The organism is Rothia sp. P100, assembly GCF_023712425.1.
Classification (GTDB): Bacteria; Actinomycetota; Actinomycetes; order Actinomycetales; family Micrococcaceae; genus Rothia; species Rothia endophytica.
Window position 1 is genome coordinate 56,879 of record NZ_JAMAYG010000004.1, and the last position, 15,671, is coordinate 72,549.

Here is a 15,671-nt window from a genome sequence, read left to right on the forward strand (position 1 = left end):
CCTTGCTGAGCCTTAGACGGGGCGTCCTTGCCCCCTTCTATCTTTATCACGGGTAAAGACGACGCTCACCGGATTATTACTAGCGGCTAAATTCTGATCGGTAGGCGGGCTGCTCAGGGCAGGTGCTCAGCACGCGAGCCATGGCACGTTTCTCAGCCGAGGTGACAGACAGCCCGTAGGAGGCTTTGACGGATACTTGGCGGGCTACATATTCGCAGCGGTAGCCCGGTTGCGGCAACCAGGCATCCGCGCTTTTGTCGGATTTTTCGGTGTTGGGGCGCTGCCCGGTTGCCTGAAGGTTCAGTGGGTCATTGGCCAGCAGTACCCGCTTTTCATAGCTCCACTGCCAGGCGCCGCTATTCCACGCATTAGAGAGGGCTACAACGTGGTCGATAGGGACCGATTCACTGGTTTTAGGGCCTCGTTCGAAATGAATGGTTTCGGCGGTGTAGGGGTCAATAATGGTCCCCGCCATGACTCTGCATTCCCCGTTTTTCTCGAGATCCTGCAGATCGCGGGTCAGCACGTCATTGCGCTGGTCACAGCCGTTGGAGTCTATGTCTGCCCAGGGGTCCCCATAAAGATTCCGTTTGTAGGTGCTCTGAGCCGCGCTGTTGCTCACCTCTAAACCGTTCAGCACCTCGGAGGCTTTACCGTAGGTCTGCACCCCGGAGCCAGCAAAACCGGTGCTGACTGACTGACCCCTGCTGTGCCGGGTGCCATTCAGCGCATCCTCAACATCCCAGTTATAGGACTGAAGCCAGAGAAGACCAGCGACAAGAAGCGTCAGAAATAAACATACTGCCAGGACGGCGCGTAGCTTGGCAGGGAAGCTGCCGAACACCCGCACAGCGTTTCTAATCTGACGATCAGTAGGGTTAGGCAGTCTGCGGTTGGGGCGGCGGGGAGTCATAAGATTCTATCCTACTGTGCATTAATTGCCGAGGAGTAGCCGAATCGGACCACCTTCGACCCCGACGGCGAGTTTTCCCTAGCGAAGCGAGCTGAAGCGTCGCGCGTGCGAGCTTATAAGCACACAAGAGCAAGCACCCTCAGCTAAGCGTTCGTGTGCTGGTGTGAGCTTAGGGGTCTGGTGATGGGGAGATTTGCGGTATTTTGAGGGGTGTTCTAGAAACTGTCGATGGAGACGTAGCCTTCACCGGTGACCGGCACCATGGGGATTGACCCGGTGCTGGGGTTAGCTTCGAGGGCCTGCATATTAGCCGGGTCATCTGACTGGTAGTAGTCCGGCTGGGTGCAGCCCATGCCATAGCGCATGGCGGCGATGATATCTTGGGCGGCTTCGCCTACGGAGAGGAAGTTTTTGGTCCACCTGCCGTTGCTCAGGGGGTTTTCCCAGCCTGCGGCAGCGAGAACCTCATCGGTGATGGTGACATCGATAGACGTGAATTCGCTGGCTGAGGTGAGTTCGCAGAAGTAGCCTGCGGGGGAGCGTAGCACACTGGCGTAGTTGGTGTAATCCCCGGTTTCTGCTACTGCGGGGGAGATGTAATAGAGGTGCAGCGAGAGGCTCCAGGGCAGTTCTTCGAGGCGCTGCTGCATGACCTGGGTGAGGCCGTCCCAGGCTTTTTGGGCCTCTTCTTCGGTGCTAAGTTTTTTGGGCTGGACTATGCCGATGCCCTGGGCTGTGATGTCATCGATGTTAAGGGGGTCGGTGGGGTCAGTGTGGGTGGTGCTCCGCACGGGCAGGGCAGCTGAGCTACTGAGGTTCAAGGCATCATTAATGAGTGCGCGGCCTTCTTGGAGTGCGGTGTGCCATGAGCCGTATTTAGCGCGGATAGCGCCGAGGTGAGGCGCCTTGTAGTGGCGGGTGGTGGACTCCGCCCAGTGACCGTATAGCATCACGGTGGGTTTGCGGTCGTACCGCACGCAGTAGTTGAGGAACTCTCCTAGGGCGTTGCGGAAAGTGCGGTCGGTGAGGGAGCTTGCTGAGAGCGAGATACCCTGGTCGGCAGCGTCCGGCGGGCAGATACCTGTTTTGAGGAGGGCAACGGACCAAGAACGGTCCCCCACTCGGTTTTCGATGACTGCGCGGGTGGGTGGCCATTCAAGAGTGCCGCCGCTTACCCGTGCTGCCGGGGCAGGTAGGTTTTCGAGCAGATCATCATACTCAGCTTCGTGGAGCTCAGTGTAGGGGTGCTTTGCCAGATACTTCAAGGCGGCGCCCAGCTTGCCCATGATGTCAGAAATATCTTCGGGGGTAGATCCCAGTGAGTCGAGCAGACGGGGTAAATCTTGCAGGATGACGGTGTCAAGGTGAACCGCAGCGTATTCAGGATCTGCCTCAAGGTCGTAGGTTATCGCTACTGCGTACCAGAGGGCTGCCGCCATCATCACATTATTGAGCGTTTGTTCCTGGCGCCCGGTAAAAACCCAACGGTCTGAGGCCATTGCGGTCTCGAAGTGTTCCCGGTTGATATCGGGGAAAAGGGTAGTGACTCGAGTGTAGACCTCGACGTGCGTCCACCCCATTGAGACTAGCCCAGAAAATAGGGACTCATAACGGTTGCAAAAAGCCAGATAGTCGGCGTCATGGGTGCTGGTCATTACGGTTCTCCAAGAGCTGTGGGGTAGCACCCTGAACGGATGTCTTCCATAACTTTAGGGTGGCTAGCGCCTGTATGCTACTAGACAGGCTAACTGTTACGACATGTTTTAAGGCTCACCGCTGACCCGCTTAATGAGAAACTAGGAACTATGACGTTAGCAGGCAGCACCCACCGCACTATTGAGCAGACCATTGCAGATGAACTGGGGATCAAACTTACCCAAGTTCGGGCCGCTGTACAGCTGCTGGATAACGGGTCTACAGTGCCTTTTATCGCTCGTTATCGTAAGGAAGCTACGGACGGTCTGACCGATGTGCAACTCCGTGCTCTGGAGGAGCGACTGCGTTACCTGCGGGAGCTTGAAGAACGCCGCGAAGCTATCGTGCGCACTCTGCACGAGCGGGCGCTTTTGACCGATGAGCTGGGGGAAGCCCTCGTCGCTGCAACCACAAAAAATGAGCTTGAAGCGCTCTATGCCCCCCACAAAACTAAGCGTAAGACCCTAGCCTTCCTGGCACGGGAAGCTGGCATGGAGTCCCTGGTGGAGGACCTGCTGGAAGTGCCTTTCGCTTCTGCCTACGATATCGCTCAGGCCTATGTTGAGCCCGAGCTGGCCGATGCTGAACCGGGCACCGTCGAGCACGTGGTTGCTCACGCTGACAATGCGCTAGAAGGTGCCCGCGCCATCCTGTTAGAAGCTGCTTCGACCGACGTCGCCCTTGCTACTACCCTGCATCAGCGTTTTATCCGCCGCGGGGTAGTAACTGCCCGGCTCGTGCCCGGCCAGGAGGTGGCCGGGGCCAAATTCAGTGACTACTTTGAATTCAGTGAAGAGATCCGCCGCATTCCCTCTCACCGCGTGTTGGCGCTACTGCGCGCCGAAAAAGAGGGGGCAGTTAAGATCAACATCGACGTGGACGTCCTTCCCCCAGCCAAGTCCAAACTGACCGGTGCTTCCCGCGAAGCAGCCGAAATTCTGGCAGAAGAATACGACCGCGAACGCAGCTGGTATGAACGCACCGTCGCGGAGTCTCTTGGTATTGGCGCCCAGGTGCTCAACATGGTTTCTGATGAGGAGCGCGTGGTGGGTTGGCTGACAAAGACGGTACGCCTTGCCTGGCGTCAGCGCCTTTTGCCGCGTCTGGCCGGGCAGGTGCGGACTGACCTGTTTGAGCAGGGGCAGAAGGACGCCATAGGGGTCTTTGCTTCTAACCTGCGAGATTTGCTCTTGGCGGCCCCTGCAGGAGAGCACCCCACCCTGGGCCTGGACCCGGGCTTGCGCACCGGGGTCAAAGTAGCGGTAGTGGATGGCACCGGGCAGGTGCTAGAGACCTGTGCTATTTACCCGCACGTTCCACGCAACCAGTGGGAGGATGCTCTAGCGCGCCTGGAAGATTTAGTTAAACGGTACGGGGTGCAGTTAATTGCCATTGGTAACGGAACGGCCTCACGAGAAACCGACCGCCTGGCAGCTGATCTGCTGAAGCGCCTGACGTCCGCGGGTGTCAGCGGGGTGCAAAAGGTGACGGTCTCTGAGGCAGGCGCCTCGGTTTACTCGGCCTCCGAGCTTGCCTCGGTGGAGCTACCTGACCTGGATGTATCCTTGCGCGGTGCTGTCTCTATTGCCCGCCGTCTGCAGGACCCGCTGGCTGAGCTGGTCAAGATTGATCCGCAGTCCATCGGTGTGGGCCAGTACCAGCACGATGTTTCACCTGCAGCTCTGGGCCGTGCCCTGGACGCCGTGATTGAGGACTGCGTGAACGCCGTGGGTGTGCTGGTTAACAGTGCCTCACCAGCCCTGCTGGCGCGTGTGGCTGGTTTCAACCGCACCATTGCCGAGAACATCGTGGCCTACCGTAATGAGAACGGTCCCTTTGCCAGCCGCCAAGACCTACTCAACGTGCCTCGCCTGGGCCCCAAAGCCTTTGAACAGGCAGCCGGCTTCGTGCGCATTATCGGCGGCACCGAACCTCTGGACGCCTCTGGTGTGCACCCCGAAGCCTACCCGGTCGCCCGCGCCATCCTGGCGGACGCCGGTGCCTCGGTCGGTGCGGTGGATGAAGCAGCCCTAGCGCAGCTAAACCCCGCCCACTACGTCACCGACACCCTGGGCCTACCCACCATCACCGACATTTTTGCTGAACTCGCCAAACCCGGCCGCGACCCGCGTCCTGTTTTCAAGACCGCTCAATTTGCCGAAGGCATTGAAAGCATCAGCGACCTAGCGCCCGGAATGATCCTCGAAGGCACCGTCTCTAACGTTGCCGCCTTCGGAGCTTTCATAGATATCGGGGTGCACCAAGATGGCCTGGTACACGTCTCGCAGATGAGCCGCAGCTTCGTCTCTGACCCCCATACCGTGGTCAAATCCGGTGAAGTGGTGCGCGTGCGCGTGGTGGAGGTAGACCCGAAGCGCAAACGGATCTCCCTATCCCTCCTGCTAGAAGATAAAACCGCACCGATACGAAAAACGCCGCTAAAACGTAAAGCAACGTCAAGCTGACCTCAAGAAAGGGATGCTCCATGACCCCTCACCGCTCCACTCCACTAACTCTGCCCCTTAATGATGGAAAGAGCATTCCGCAGCTGGGCTTTGGCACCTGCCGTATTGCTCCCGAAAAGACCGAGGGCGCTGTCCTAGCTGCTCTGGAAGCCGGCTACCGCCATATTGACACCGCTACTATCTACAAGAATGAAGCCGGGGTAGGGGCAGCGCTCGCCGCTTCTGGACTGGCACGGCAGGACATCTTTTTAACCACCAAGCTCTGGAACACTGACCAGGGGCGTGAGACTGCCATTGAAGCCTGCGAACGCTCGTTGGAGATCTTGGGGCAGGACTACCTCGACCTTTATCTCATTCACTGGGCGCAGCCTGCTCTGGGGCGCTACCGGGATTCGTGGGAGGCTCTGGTGGAACTGCGTGAGCGCGGGCTGGTGCGTTCTATTGGGGTTTCTAACTTCACTGCCGCTCAGCTAGATGACATCATCGCAGATACCGGTGTGACTCCTGTAGTCAATCAGATTGAGGTGCACCCTTACCTGGCACAGACCCAGGCGGCAGAAGATCATGCGGAGCGCAATATTCTTACGGAGTCCTGGAGCCCCCTGGGCTACGGGTTGGAGCTAGGGGACGAAACCCTGGGTGAGCTGGCAGCTGCTCGCGGCCTAGGAGTTGCCGAACTGATGATTGCTTGGCACATCGCCCGCGGTTTTGTGGTCATTCCCAAGACCGAGACACCCGCACGCATGGCCTCCAACTTCGCTGCCCAGTTCTTCCCGCTCACACCTGCTGAAGTTGAGACCATCAGCGCCCTTGATCGCGGCCACCGCCTGGGTGGCGACCCTGCTGAAGGAGATGTAGGCGCACCCACCTACAGCGACCGGCGTAGCTTTACTGCCTAAAACCCTCCACCTTTTATGACACAAGGTGACGGTACTGTTTCACTGCTGCCGAAACCCCTGTTCAGCTAATCCGGCACTCGCCTAGGCTGGAGTGAAGAACATTTAGAAAAGGAAATTCATGACTGTTTCACCCAACCTCACCTTCAACGATGGCAATGAAATTCCCCAGCTGGGCTACGGCGTCTGGCAGGTAGAGAACGAGACTGCTGAAAAGGTTGTTGGCCTGGCACTGGACGCCGGTTACCGTCACATCGATACCGCCAAGATTTACGGCAATGAAGAAGGTACCGGCGCGGCGATTGCTAACTCCGGTGTTCCCCGCGAAGACGTCTTTTTGACCACCAAGGTCTGGAACGATGAGCAAGGCTTTGAAGCAGCTAAGGCTGCCGCTGAGGCATCTTTGAAGCGACTGGGCACTGACTACGTTGATCTGCTGCTCATTCACTGGGCCAAGCCTTCGCAGGGTCTCTACGTTGATACCTGGAAGGCTCTGATTGAGCTACAGAAGGAAGGCAAGACGCGTTCCATCGGTGTCTCTAACTTCCCTGAGGAGCAGCTGCGCGAGATTATCGCTGAAACCGGCGTGACTCCCGCTATTCACCAGATTGAACTGCACCCCTACTTCGCTCAGGAGAACCTGCGTGAGGTGCACGCTGAGCTGGGTATCGTTACCCAGGCGTGGAGCCCCCTGGGCAATGGGTCAGACCTACTGTCTAACCCGGTTCTGGCTGAGATTGCACAAAAGCATGACGCCAGTGTCGCCCAGGTAGTTCTTGCATGGCACCGCGCCATCGGCAACGTGGCTATCCCCAAGTCGGTGACCTCCGAGCGTATCGTTGAGAACTTTGAGTCCCTCAAGGTAGAACTGACCGGTGATGAGGTTGATGCTATTGACGCACTCTCCCGTGAGGACGGCCGTATCGGCGCTGACCCGGCAACCATCACCTTTTAAACCCACCCGGTTTTGAATTGTAGGTAGCGGCCCGGCACTGTGGAGGTGCCGGGCCGTTTCTGTGCGCTGGTTAATAGTCAACGTTCGGCAATAAGGTACGCGTTCACACTTTACACAGAGGATATCTGCCGGGTGTCAGGTACAGGTTCTGGGATGTAGCGCCAGAGGGCAGGTTGCAACAGAGTGGCAAGAGCAATCAGGACGATTACTAGGGCGCCACCGGCAAGAGCAGTGGCGGCACTACCCATCAGCTCTGCCGACGCACCGACCAGCGCAAAACCCAGGTTGGGCCCTCCGGCAACGGTGATAATGAAAAGCCCCTGAAGGCGTCCGCGCAGGGAATCCGGGGCAGCGGTCTGCAAAATAGTAGAGCGGTAGACCCCACCCAGGGCGTCTGCCCAGCCCATAAACGCCAGAGGCAGAGCCGCCAGCAGCAGCGGAAGAAGAGACTCAGAGAGCGAGCCGCTCACCGGGTGTCCTTCATAGGCAAGCACTACCAGCCCAAAGACCATGAAGCCTCCACCCCAGCCAGCGTAGCTGAGGGTGAGGAAGCGGCCCTGACGGGCAATGTCGCCCAAGAAACCTGAGAAGAAGAGACCTAGCAGGGCACCAGTTGGAGCTGCGGCTAGAAGGAAACCGGCCCCTGCCTCACCGCCGCCAAAAGTCAGTGCTGCCAGTGCGGGGACGAGGGGGCGTACCTGGGCGAAAAGCATGCCAAGAATGTCCACTAGGAAGGACATACCTACCACCTTGTTGCCCTTCACAAAGGCGAGGCCCTGGCCCACCGAGCGGAAGCCCCGCACCTTGGGTTCCCCGGTTTCTTCGGGGAGCATAGGGGGTAGTTTGTAAAGCGCCCAGAGCCCGACCATGAAAGCAAAGACATTGATGAGATAGGTCCACCGATAGCCCACGCTGGCCACCAGCAAACCGCTGAGTAGAGGCCCCAGACTCATACCTAGGGTGCCTACGCTCATCATGAGGGTATTAGCAGCGGGTAACAGCCTGCGCTTGACCAGTCGGGGAATAATAGCCCCGCGGGCTGCCTGGTTGATGGGTTGTAACAGAGACTCGCAAGCAATGAGCGCATAGAGAACCCATACCTGCTCCAGTGCCAGCCAGGCCTGCAGAGCGACCAGCATTGCTAGCACCCACATACCGATAGAAGCGGTCAGAGCCACCTTGCGTCGGTCATAGCGATCGGCAATGACACCACCGTAGAGCCCGCCGATAATCATGGAAGGCAAAGCAACCAGCCCAGTTAGCCCGACTGCTGCTGGTGAGCCTGTGAGCGCATAGATTTCCAGGGCAATGGCAACCGCTGTGATCTGGTAGCCGACGGTCGAGAACATGCCACCGAGCCAAATCCGCCGGAATTCAGGTGAGGTTTTGAGCGGGGCGGTATCCATAAAGAGCTTGGGCATGAGCTTTAGTCTAGCTAGTGGTCTGTTGCCTGTCAGTAGAATCTTCCGACGCTGACGTGAGCAGGTCGCGCACCTGGGTTGCGGTGAGTTGACCGCTAAAGAACTGACCCTCGTCTACTACAGCATCGAAGAGTGCTGCCTTGGTGTCCTTGAGTTCCATGACTTTCTCTTCAATGGTTCCCGCAGAGACCAGCCGGTAGACCATGACGTTCTTAGTCTGCCCGATGCGGTGCACACGGTCTACCGCCTGCTGTTCAGCGGCAGGGTTCCACCAGGGGTCCATGATGAAACAGTAGTCCGCGCTGGTCAGGTTCAGGCCAAAGCCACCTGCCTTGAGGGAGATCAGGAAGATTGGGGCAGTGCCCTGCTCAAAGGCCTCCAAAATTTCCCCGCGGTTGCGGGTGGAGCCGTCCAGATAGAGGTAGGGGATGCCCATATCAGCCAACCGTTCAGCGATCTTTTTCAGGTAGCTGGTGAACTGGCTAAAAATCAGGGCACGGTGCCCGTCGTGAATAATCTCGGGCAAGTTCTCCTGCAGGTAGTCCAACTTGGAGGATTCCACTGCCCCGTACTTTTCAGCATCAATCAGGGATGCATCCAGAGCAAGACGGCGCAGGGTGGTCAAGGACTGGAAGATGGTAAAACGGTTCTTATCCATATCCTCCAGCAGACCCAGAATTTTCTGGCGCTCGCGCTGCAGGTGAGTGTCATAGGCCTTACGGTGAGCGGGCGCCAGGGGGACATCCACGCGCACATCGGTCTTCTCGGGCAGGTCAGCTGCCACCAGTTCTTTGGTGCGGCGTTTCATGAGCGGACGCACGCGCCGGCGCAGCCTGCCCAGAGCCTTGGTTTCCTCCCCGGATTCGATGGGAGTGGCGTAGGTGTCCTTGAAGGCGCGGGCTGAAGGGAAGAGGCCGGGGGCAGAAATAGAGAACATGGACCATAGTTCCATGAGGTTGTTCTCCATGGGCGTGCCGGTCACCGCGATTTTGACGCGGGCAGGTAGGTTGCGGGCTATCTTATGAGCCTTGGTCTTGGCGTTCTTGACGAACTGGGCCTCGTCCAAAATAAGCCCGTTCCACTCGGTATCAGCGCCGATGTCGAAGTAGCTGGCCTCGTCCAGACGGAAGAGAGCGTAGCTGGTAACGACAACATCAGCACCGGTAATGGTGTCCGTCAGGCGCTGCTTTGACTTTCGGGTGGATTCTTCTATACCTACCACCTTCAGGCTGGGGGCAAAGCGGTGGATTTCCCGCACCCAGTTAGGTACCACGGAGGTTGGTGCGACCACCAGGAAGGGCGGGAAGCTCGCCTGGGTCCCCCCGGCGTCCTGCGTATCTTTTTCTGCCTGCTCGGCTTCCCATACGGACTTAGCATGTAAAAAGAGGGCGATGGTCTGCATTGTTTTACCCAGGCCCATATCATCGGCTAGCACACCACCCAGATACTGCTCCCAAAGGAAAGCAAGCCACTGGTAGCCTTCCACCTGGTAGGGGCGCAACTCGGCTGTAAGGGTAGCTGGCACGTCTGCAGGGGAGTGGTGGTCAAGATCGAGTAGGGCAGCGACCTGCTCATCCCAGGTAGCAACGGTCTGAGTTTCAGCTGCTAATTCTTCCAGCTCTTCCCAGAGCCCTACCTGGTGGCGGCTGATTTCTAGAGGCCCGCTCTTATCGGAAAGCTCCCGCGCTTCACGTAGCAACTCCTGTAATTTCATGAACTCCGGGCGGTCTAAGGCAAAGTACTCGCCGTTGCCCAGCAATAGGTGGGTCTGGCCCTTAGCTAGAGCTGCCAGCACATCGGCGAAAGCAACGTGCCACTCACCGGCCTTGATAGCGATGCCCAGACCGAACCAGTCACGGCGGCGGGTATCATCTACGGTGACTACGATTTCGGGGGCTTCATCCAGTTCACGGAACTCCGGCACCTGACCCAGTAGTTCCACCTGAACCCCGTCGATGTCCCGGTAGGCGGGTAGATAGGTTTCTAGCAGGGTGCGGGTAGACCAGCCTTCAAAACGATTCTTGCCAAAAGGAACACCGGGGCGTACTCGCTTCACTTCTTTCAGCACCCGGTGCTCATAGGCAGTATCTCGAATATCTGCCCTGTCCTCACCGGGGTAGCCCAGAGCGTCTAGGGTAATGACCTCATCATCGGTGCCTACCGGATGAGCCGGGTAGTCCCAGTGCCAGCGGGTGGCCGCCTCAAAGCCCTGGCTACCGGGGGTGAACTCCACGGTTAAGACTAGTTGTGGTGAGCGGACGGCGGGTAGCTGCACTTTTTCATCGGCGGTAAAGAGGGGAAGGGATCGGGTGAGCTGGGGGTAGAAATCGCTAAAAAAGGTGGGCACATCGGCGGCCGGTACGGTGACTGATTCACCGGACACCAGAGCTTCGGCCACCGGTTCCAGCGGCTCTGCCAGCGGAATCAACACCAGCTGGGCCTCAGCGTCGAGCCAGGAGGGGCGGTGGTTCTCACCGTCTACCGAGCTGCCTTCACTCGGCACCGCTACTTCATCGAGGTGAGCTAGGGCAGAGGGCAGAGCGGACTCCCAACGGGCGGCTGCGGCAGCATCCACATAATGTTTTTGGGCAGCCCCACTCAGTGCAATAAAACCGCGGCGGGTGACGCCTAGTTTGTGGGTCAGGTTTGCCGGCAGGGTGTAGCCACCCCAGCGCAGAATGGGGGTAAGGCGCAGAGCATCGCTGCTACTGCCGCGTTCAGGCACTGTTTCAAGGCTGAGCTCTACCGCAGGCTCGTCAGCCACCGCTAAACCTGCCTCTTGTCCATCAAGTAGGATAGGCAAATTCAACTCATCTGCGGACCGCAAGAGCTGCCAGAGCAGAGAGGAATCAACATTTGAAATGGATGCCCACTCGCGGTGTGAGGAATAGATGGACTGAGAACCGCGAATGACCGCATAGAACTCGGTAAACCAACTGGCATGCTCGGGGAGTAGGCCCGTGCCGGACGCCCCGGCTGCTGTGCCAGAGAATTTCTCCCAGGTCAGCCCACCCTTAATCCACTTGCCGCGGGCACCCATCATGACCGGGCGGGCCTCCAAACTAATCTTGGGGGCACCGTTATTTTTGCTCCAGCCGTACTTACCCGGCACCACCAGCCGTAAATCCAGGGCGCCGGACACCCCGTGCGTTCTGCTATCAAAGCTCGGCCGGCTAGAGAGAGAATAGGCAAGAGACCGCCGCCAGGCAGGTAACTTGGACGCTGTCCCATCAGCAGGCGGCATCGTTTCAGTGGCTTCACCAGCCGGGAGCGCCAGCTCGGCTTCCCTCTGGGCCATCTGCTGCCGCAAGTCCGCCACCAGCTTTTGTTTGTTCTCCACCGGGAGAGAAGCTACCTCGTTTTCAGCAGAAGACCGCCAGGTTGAAGAGCTAGCAGTCAGCGCTTTCTTTGCCTTAGCAGACCGGTCAATGGCGGTCAGCATCAGAGCCACCGCATGCTTGCAGTTATGGGACACAGGGCAAGAGCAATACGAGGTAAAAGATGATGACCCGGCCAGCACCTCAGCCGGAAAAATCACGGACGTCTCATAAGGTGTAGAACCGCTACCAGCCACCTGACCCGTCAGCGTCCGGGCGCCCTCATCGTAGGTGTAGCGCACCACCATGCCATCGCGCATATACCGCTGACCGCGCGTATAGGCCCCGTGACCCACCTGCCGAATCAAGGCAGGGGCAGTCACGGGAATCTCGGGGAAAGCAGAAGTGGATGACACAGTAACCTCGGTGCGAAATCTAATAAACCGGGGCAAATTCAAAAGCGGATAATCGTTGAAGCTTCCCTCAGTGAGTGAAAAACGAGTACATTCGACTTCTGAATAAACCTAGTCTTCTAGCTTATCGCAGAAGCAAAGGGCGCAACTGGTGGACAGGTAGCTACCGGTCTTGATCTGCTCAACCAAATGGTGAGAAACCTGTTTACAGGCTGGGCGGGTGTAGGTTAGAGTTTTAACCAGCTTCAAGAGTTTCAACTGCTAAGCTCCGACTTTAGTTGAACGCCAACCCCATGTTCACGGGTGGCTCGGATGACGAAGCGGTCTGCATCGCGCATATCAGCGCTGTTTGGTGTAGACAAGAGCACGTTATGAAAGGAACGCGCACCTTACGCGCAAAGGCACCATGTCAAATGCTCGCCCCCACATCTCTGTCCAGAAGAATATCTCTGCTGCATCTGTACCTGCCCGCGGTGGTTTTACCGCGATGAGTATTCAGGACTACACTCGTATTTCGAACGAGCGTAGCGAGTTCCTGAATTTCTTGCTGGCTCCTAACCCGAGCGGCATCCCTGCTACTGAATACGGTGTTCTGAAAGCTGCATGAGCCAGGTAGGTCTTCTTCTTGATTCGGACGTCCTTGCCGAGATCCGCAAGGTAAACCCTCACCCCACTGTGGTGGCGTTTTTGCGCCGCAGCTCCTACCGCACTCTCTACATTTCGGTGCTGAGCCTTGGTGAGCTAAAGGGTCTCTACCCCTACCCAGAGACAGACCGCTGGTTGGCTGAGCTCACCGACCGCTTTAGCGATCACGTACTGGACGTGGACGCCCGAGTCTCCCTGGAATGGGCCGGACGGCACGCCGAACCTAAGTTACACGCGGTGGGCTCAGCGGCGTCCACCCCATTACCAACCGCTGCCCTGGAAGGTCTGATGAGCGCCACAGCGGCGGTACATGAGCTTGAAATTATCTCATCTAAGGCAGAGGTCTATCGCAGCTGGGGCGTGCCCGCCTCAAATCCCTGGCTCGACGGCACCTCATGACACCCCTGCTGTTCCTCTAATAGTTGCGTGTGCGCGCAATCAGCCTGGCTACCGCTGCCCGGGGCAGAACCTTGGTGAGGCCCACCGCAACCTTGTAGGGTACTGAGGGCACGCAGAGTGCTTTGCCCCGGTGACTAGCAGCAGTGGCGTCCGCTACTACCCTCTGCGGGGTCAACCAGAGAAAACCAGGTAGGGAAGGGGCTACTTGCCCCATGGCGTCGTGGAATTCTGAGCGGGTGAGACCCGGGCAGACTGCTGTGACGGTGATGCCGCGCGGTGCGTACTGTAGGTTGGCTGACTCTGAGATAGACACCAAAAATCTTTTGACCGCTGAGTAGGTGCCGCCCGGGGTGAAGGCTGCCACCGAGGCCACGTTAATGATGCGCCCCCTGCCCCTGGGCAGCATGGTAGTGATAGCGGTGTGCATGAGCAGCAACGGAACTTTGGCGAGGACATCCACCTGCGCCAGGTGCTGCTGGGCAGTGGCAGCGTCGAAAGAGCTACCTAAACCGAAGCCTGCGTTGTTGACCAGAATTTCCACCGGAGCTTCATCCTGCTGTAAACGGGCTACCAGGCGCTCTAAATCATCGGGATTGAGCAGGTCAGCGGGAAGCACCTCAACATTGACACCGCACTCCGCCCGCAGGTGCTCAGCCAGATCTTGCAGCGGGTCAACCCTGCGAGCTGTCAGCACCAAATGGTAACCGGCCGCGGCGTACTGGCGCGCAAATTCGGCGCCGATGCCAGCGGAGGCACCAGTAATCAGAACGTAGGATGGGTCAATGCTCATAGGTGCACTCTACCTAACATGCCCAACATCATTCGGGGAACTTGCTGTAAAGGCACCGAGCGCTTGGGTATCAGCAAACGAAACATGACATGATAAAAGCGATGAAAACACCAGCCCGCCCCCCGCGTTCTTTACCCATGCCCCTGTGGTTGCAGGGTGCCGTTGAGCTTGCCCTCGTTGCAGTGCTGAGTTACCTGGCCGTTGTCCTTTTGCTGGCAGCTGTTTGGTATACCAACGGTTTTGATAACAGCACCTTTGCCGGTGCTACCTCGGTAGCCGGCCATACTTGGTTGCTGGTGCACGGTGTTCCGCTGGCTATGGACATCCCAGCGCAGGGTGCGTTCTCTGCGATTTCGGGCACGATGAGTCTTATGCCTCTAGGACTGACACTGATGCCTTTAGCGCTCTGCTACCGTTCGGGCAGGCGCTTGGCGAGGGCCTCCTATGAGGGCCAATTCTGGCAGCCACTACTGGGCGGTATGGGCGCTTACGCGCTGGTTAGCGTGGCTATTAGTGCGCTTTCAACCGGCGACTACTTTGCCACCTCACCGGTTTTTGCAGCGCTTATTCCCCTTTGGGTAGTGGTGCTGGGCGTTCTAGCCGGTGGTTACGCGGAGTCACGCTCCTTGGCTGCCATGATTGGTGTGAATGCTGCCGACTGGGTCAAGAAATTTAGCCAGTATTCCCGCTGGGCTGGCTCTTACATCTGGGCAGCGGTACGTGCTGCCCTGGTGAGTGTACTGGCACTGGGAGCTGGCGGGGCCCTGCTGTTGAGTCTTACTATTTTCTGGCACTGGGACGATGTTATCGCCCTCTACCAGACCCTGCGTGCTGGGGCTGTGGGCGGTACTGCTCTGACTCTGCTGCAGCTGGGTCTCATCCCTAATTTTGTTATATACGCCATGGCGTGGAGCTCCGGGGCTGGCTTTGCTCTGGGCACCGGTACATCGATTGATTTGACTGGCACCGACACCGGTGTGATGCCCGCCCTTCCCATCTTGGGGGCTCTGCCGCACGCGTCCTACCCACTGGGGCTGTTGGCACTGGTGGTGCCGGTAGCTGCCGGTGCGGTGGGAGGCTGGTGGTTCTTCCGTGAAGGTGAAAATCACCTGGATGAGTGGTTTGCCCTCAAAATTCGTTTCCGTTGGTGTTCTTGGCCGCTCTCTACCATCTGTCTAGCGATCTTTAGCATGATCCCTACTTTTACGGTTACAGCTCTGCTGGGCTGGGTTGCCAACGGGTCTTTGGGTCTGGGGCGTTTTACCGAGATTGGCCCCAACCCCCTGGTGTTTGGTCTGTATTCTGCGGTGCTTCTGGCCGCTGGCATCATGCTGGGTCTGGGACTAGCCCACCTGCTGGTGCGTGATACCACCGGTGAGCTCGACCGATTCGCAGAGGATGCCGCCAACCCCAAGACTCGTTTTAAGCGCAAACGCCGGGGTCAGAAGGTAGCAAGTATTGAGGCTGAGACTTCTGAGACTAACGGGGAAGAAGCCACCGGTTCCGTACGAGCTGAAACGGGAGAAGAACCCACTGATGATGCTGCAGAACTAGACTCGGCAGCTGACGCGGTGCCTGATGCTGAAAGCGTCAGCAGTGAGATTGAGACGGGCGCTGAAGAAACTTCGGCTCCCTTAATGCCTGAGGAAGAGGCCGGTGACACGGTAGCTGATACAGATACCGAGCCTGCCGAAGAGCCTAAGAAAACCTTCCGGCCGGTCATACGCCGCCCTAAGTCCCGGCGTCGTAGCTAGCTCTTAGG

11 protein-coding genes and 1 riboswitch are annotated in these 15,671 nt (G+C 58.1%); of the genes, 6 read left to right on the forward strand and 5 right to left on the reverse strand.

Annotated elements, in window-relative coordinates:
• Nucleotides 1–79: 79 nt before the first annotated feature.
• Both M3668_RS09490 and M3668_RS09495 read right to left on the reverse strand, forming a co-directional pair.
• The gene (locus M3668_RS09490; RefSeq protein WP_251380609.1) at nt 80–913 is read right to left on the reverse strand and encodes an HNH endonuclease family protein; all 834 of its coding nucleotides are present in this window, start codon (nt 911–913) and stop codon (nt 80–82) included.
• Between the two features lie 215 nt (nt 914–1,128).
• A complete protein-coding gene (locus M3668_RS09495; protein WP_251380610.1) occupies nt 1,129–2,568 on the reverse strand; it encodes a TY-Chap domain-containing protein in 1,440 nt (479 codons plus the stop codon).
• Nucleotides 2,569–2,718: 150 nt separating this feature from the next.
• Here M3668_RS09495 and M3668_RS09500 point away from each other — a divergent pair, with 150 nt between their 5' ends.
• From M3668_RS09500 to M3668_RS09510, 3 genes are all read left to right on the forward strand, one after another.
• A complete protein-coding gene (locus M3668_RS09500; RefSeq protein ID WP_251380611.1) occupies nt 2,719–5,073 on the forward strand; it encodes a Tex family protein in 2,355 nt (784 codons plus the stop codon).
• Nucleotides 5,074–5,093: 20 nt separating this feature from the next.
• Nucleotides 5,094–5,972: an aldo/keto reductase gene (locus M3668_RS09505; protein WP_251380612.1), complete on the forward strand. Its 879-nt coding sequence runs from the start codon at nt 5,094–5,096 to the stop codon at nt 5,970–5,972.
• A gap of 118 nt (nt 5,973–6,090) precedes the next feature.
• The gene (locus M3668_RS09510; RefSeq protein WP_251380613.1) at nt 6,091–6,924 is read left to right on the forward strand and encodes an aldo/keto reductase; all 834 of its coding nucleotides are present in this window, start codon (nt 6,091–6,093) and stop codon (nt 6,922–6,924) included.
• Between the two features lie 110 nt (nt 6,925–7,034).
• On the opposite strand, the gene M3668_RS09515 is transcribed toward M3668_RS09510, so the two are convergent.
• Both M3668_RS09515 and M3668_RS09520 read right to left on the reverse strand, forming a co-directional pair.
• Nucleotides 7,035–8,345: an MFS transporter gene (locus tag M3668_RS09515; RefSeq protein ID WP_251380614.1), complete on the reverse strand. Its 1,311-nt coding sequence runs from the start codon at nt 8,343–8,345 to the stop codon at nt 7,035–7,037.
• 10 nt (nt 8,346–8,355) lie between these two features.
• Nucleotides 8,356–12,078: a DEAD/DEAH box helicase gene (locus M3668_RS09520; RefSeq protein WP_251380615.1), complete on the reverse strand. Its 3,723-nt coding sequence runs from the start codon at nt 12,076–12,078 to the stop codon at nt 8,356–8,358.
• A 240-nt stretch (nt 12,079–12,318) separates the two neighbouring features.
• Nucleotides 12,319–12,446: riboswitch (SAM riboswitch) on the forward strand.
• 35 nt (nt 12,447–12,481) lie between these two features.
• Here M3668_RS09520 and M3668_RS09525 point away from each other — a divergent pair.
• Nucleotides 12,482–12,682, forward strand: a complete 201-nt coding sequence (locus M3668_RS09525) for a nuclease PIN (protein ID WP_251380616.1) — start codon at nt 12,482–12,484, stop codon at nt 12,680–12,682.
• Complete coding sequence (locus tag M3668_RS09530; protein WP_251380617.1) at nt 12,679–13,119, forward strand: PIN domain-containing protein; 441 nt, start codon at nt 12,679–12,681, stop codon at nt 13,117–13,119. The genes M3668_RS09525 and M3668_RS09530 overlap by 4 nt, the downstream gene beginning before the upstream one ends.
• A gap of 16 nt (nt 13,120–13,135) precedes the next feature.
• Here M3668_RS09530 and M3668_RS09535 read toward each other — a convergent pair whose 3' ends face one another.
• Nucleotides 13,136–13,909: an SDR family NAD(P)-dependent oxidoreductase gene (locus tag M3668_RS09535; RefSeq protein ID WP_251380618.1), complete on the reverse strand. Its 774-nt coding sequence runs from the start codon at nt 13,907–13,909 to the stop codon at nt 13,136–13,138.
• Nucleotides 13,910–14,010: 101 nt separating this feature from the next.
• On the opposite strand from M3668_RS09535, the gene M3668_RS09540 reads away from it, so the two are divergent.
• Nucleotides 14,011–15,663, forward strand: a complete 1,653-nt coding sequence (locus M3668_RS09540) for a cell division protein PerM (protein ID WP_251380619.1) — start codon at nt 14,011–14,013, stop codon at nt 15,661–15,663.
• The last annotated feature ends 8 nt before the right edge of the window (nt 15,664–15,671 follow it).

What these genes read in the sequence shown, in the direction of transcription:
- M3668_RS09535 (WP_251380618.1), bottom strand. Translation starts at nt 13,909, where the DNA reads ATGAGCATTGACCCATCCTACGTTCTGATTACTGGTGCCTCCGCTGGC.
- M3668_RS09515 (WP_251380614.1), bottom strand. Translation starts at nt 8,345, where the DNA reads ATGCCCAAGCTCTTTATGGATACCGCCCCGCTCAAAACCTCACCTGAA.
- M3668_RS09495 (WP_251380610.1), bottom strand. Translation starts at nt 2,568, where the DNA reads ATGACCAGCACCCATGACGCCGACTATCTGGCTTTTTGCAACCGTTAT.
- M3668_RS09505 (WP_251380612.1), top strand. Translation starts at nt 5,094, where the DNA reads ATGACCCCTCACCGCTCCACTCCACTAACTCTGCCCCTTAATGATGGA.
- M3668_RS09540 (WP_251380619.1), top strand. Translation starts at nt 14,011, where the DNA reads ATGAAAACACCAGCCCGCCCCCCGCGTTCTTTACCCATGCCCCTGTGG.
- M3668_RS09500 (WP_251380611.1), top strand. Translation starts at nt 2,719, where the DNA reads ATGACGTTAGCAGGCAGCACCCACCGCACTATTGAGCAGACCATTGCA.
- M3668_RS09530 (WP_251380617.1), top strand. Translation starts at nt 12,679, where the DNA reads ATGAGCCAGGTAGGTCTTCTTCTTGATTCGGACGTCCTTGCCGAGATC.
- M3668_RS09490 (WP_251380609.1), bottom strand. Translation starts at nt 913, where the DNA reads ATGACTCCCCGCCGCCCCAACCGCAGACTGCCTAACCCTACTGATCGT.
- M3668_RS09510 (WP_251380613.1), top strand. Translation starts at nt 6,091, where the DNA reads ATGACTGTTTCACCCAACCTCACCTTCAACGATGGCAATGAAATTCCC.
- M3668_RS09525 (WP_251380616.1), top strand. Translation starts at nt 12,482, where the DNA reads ATGTCAAATGCTCGCCCCCACATCTCTGTCCAGAAGAATATCTCTGCT.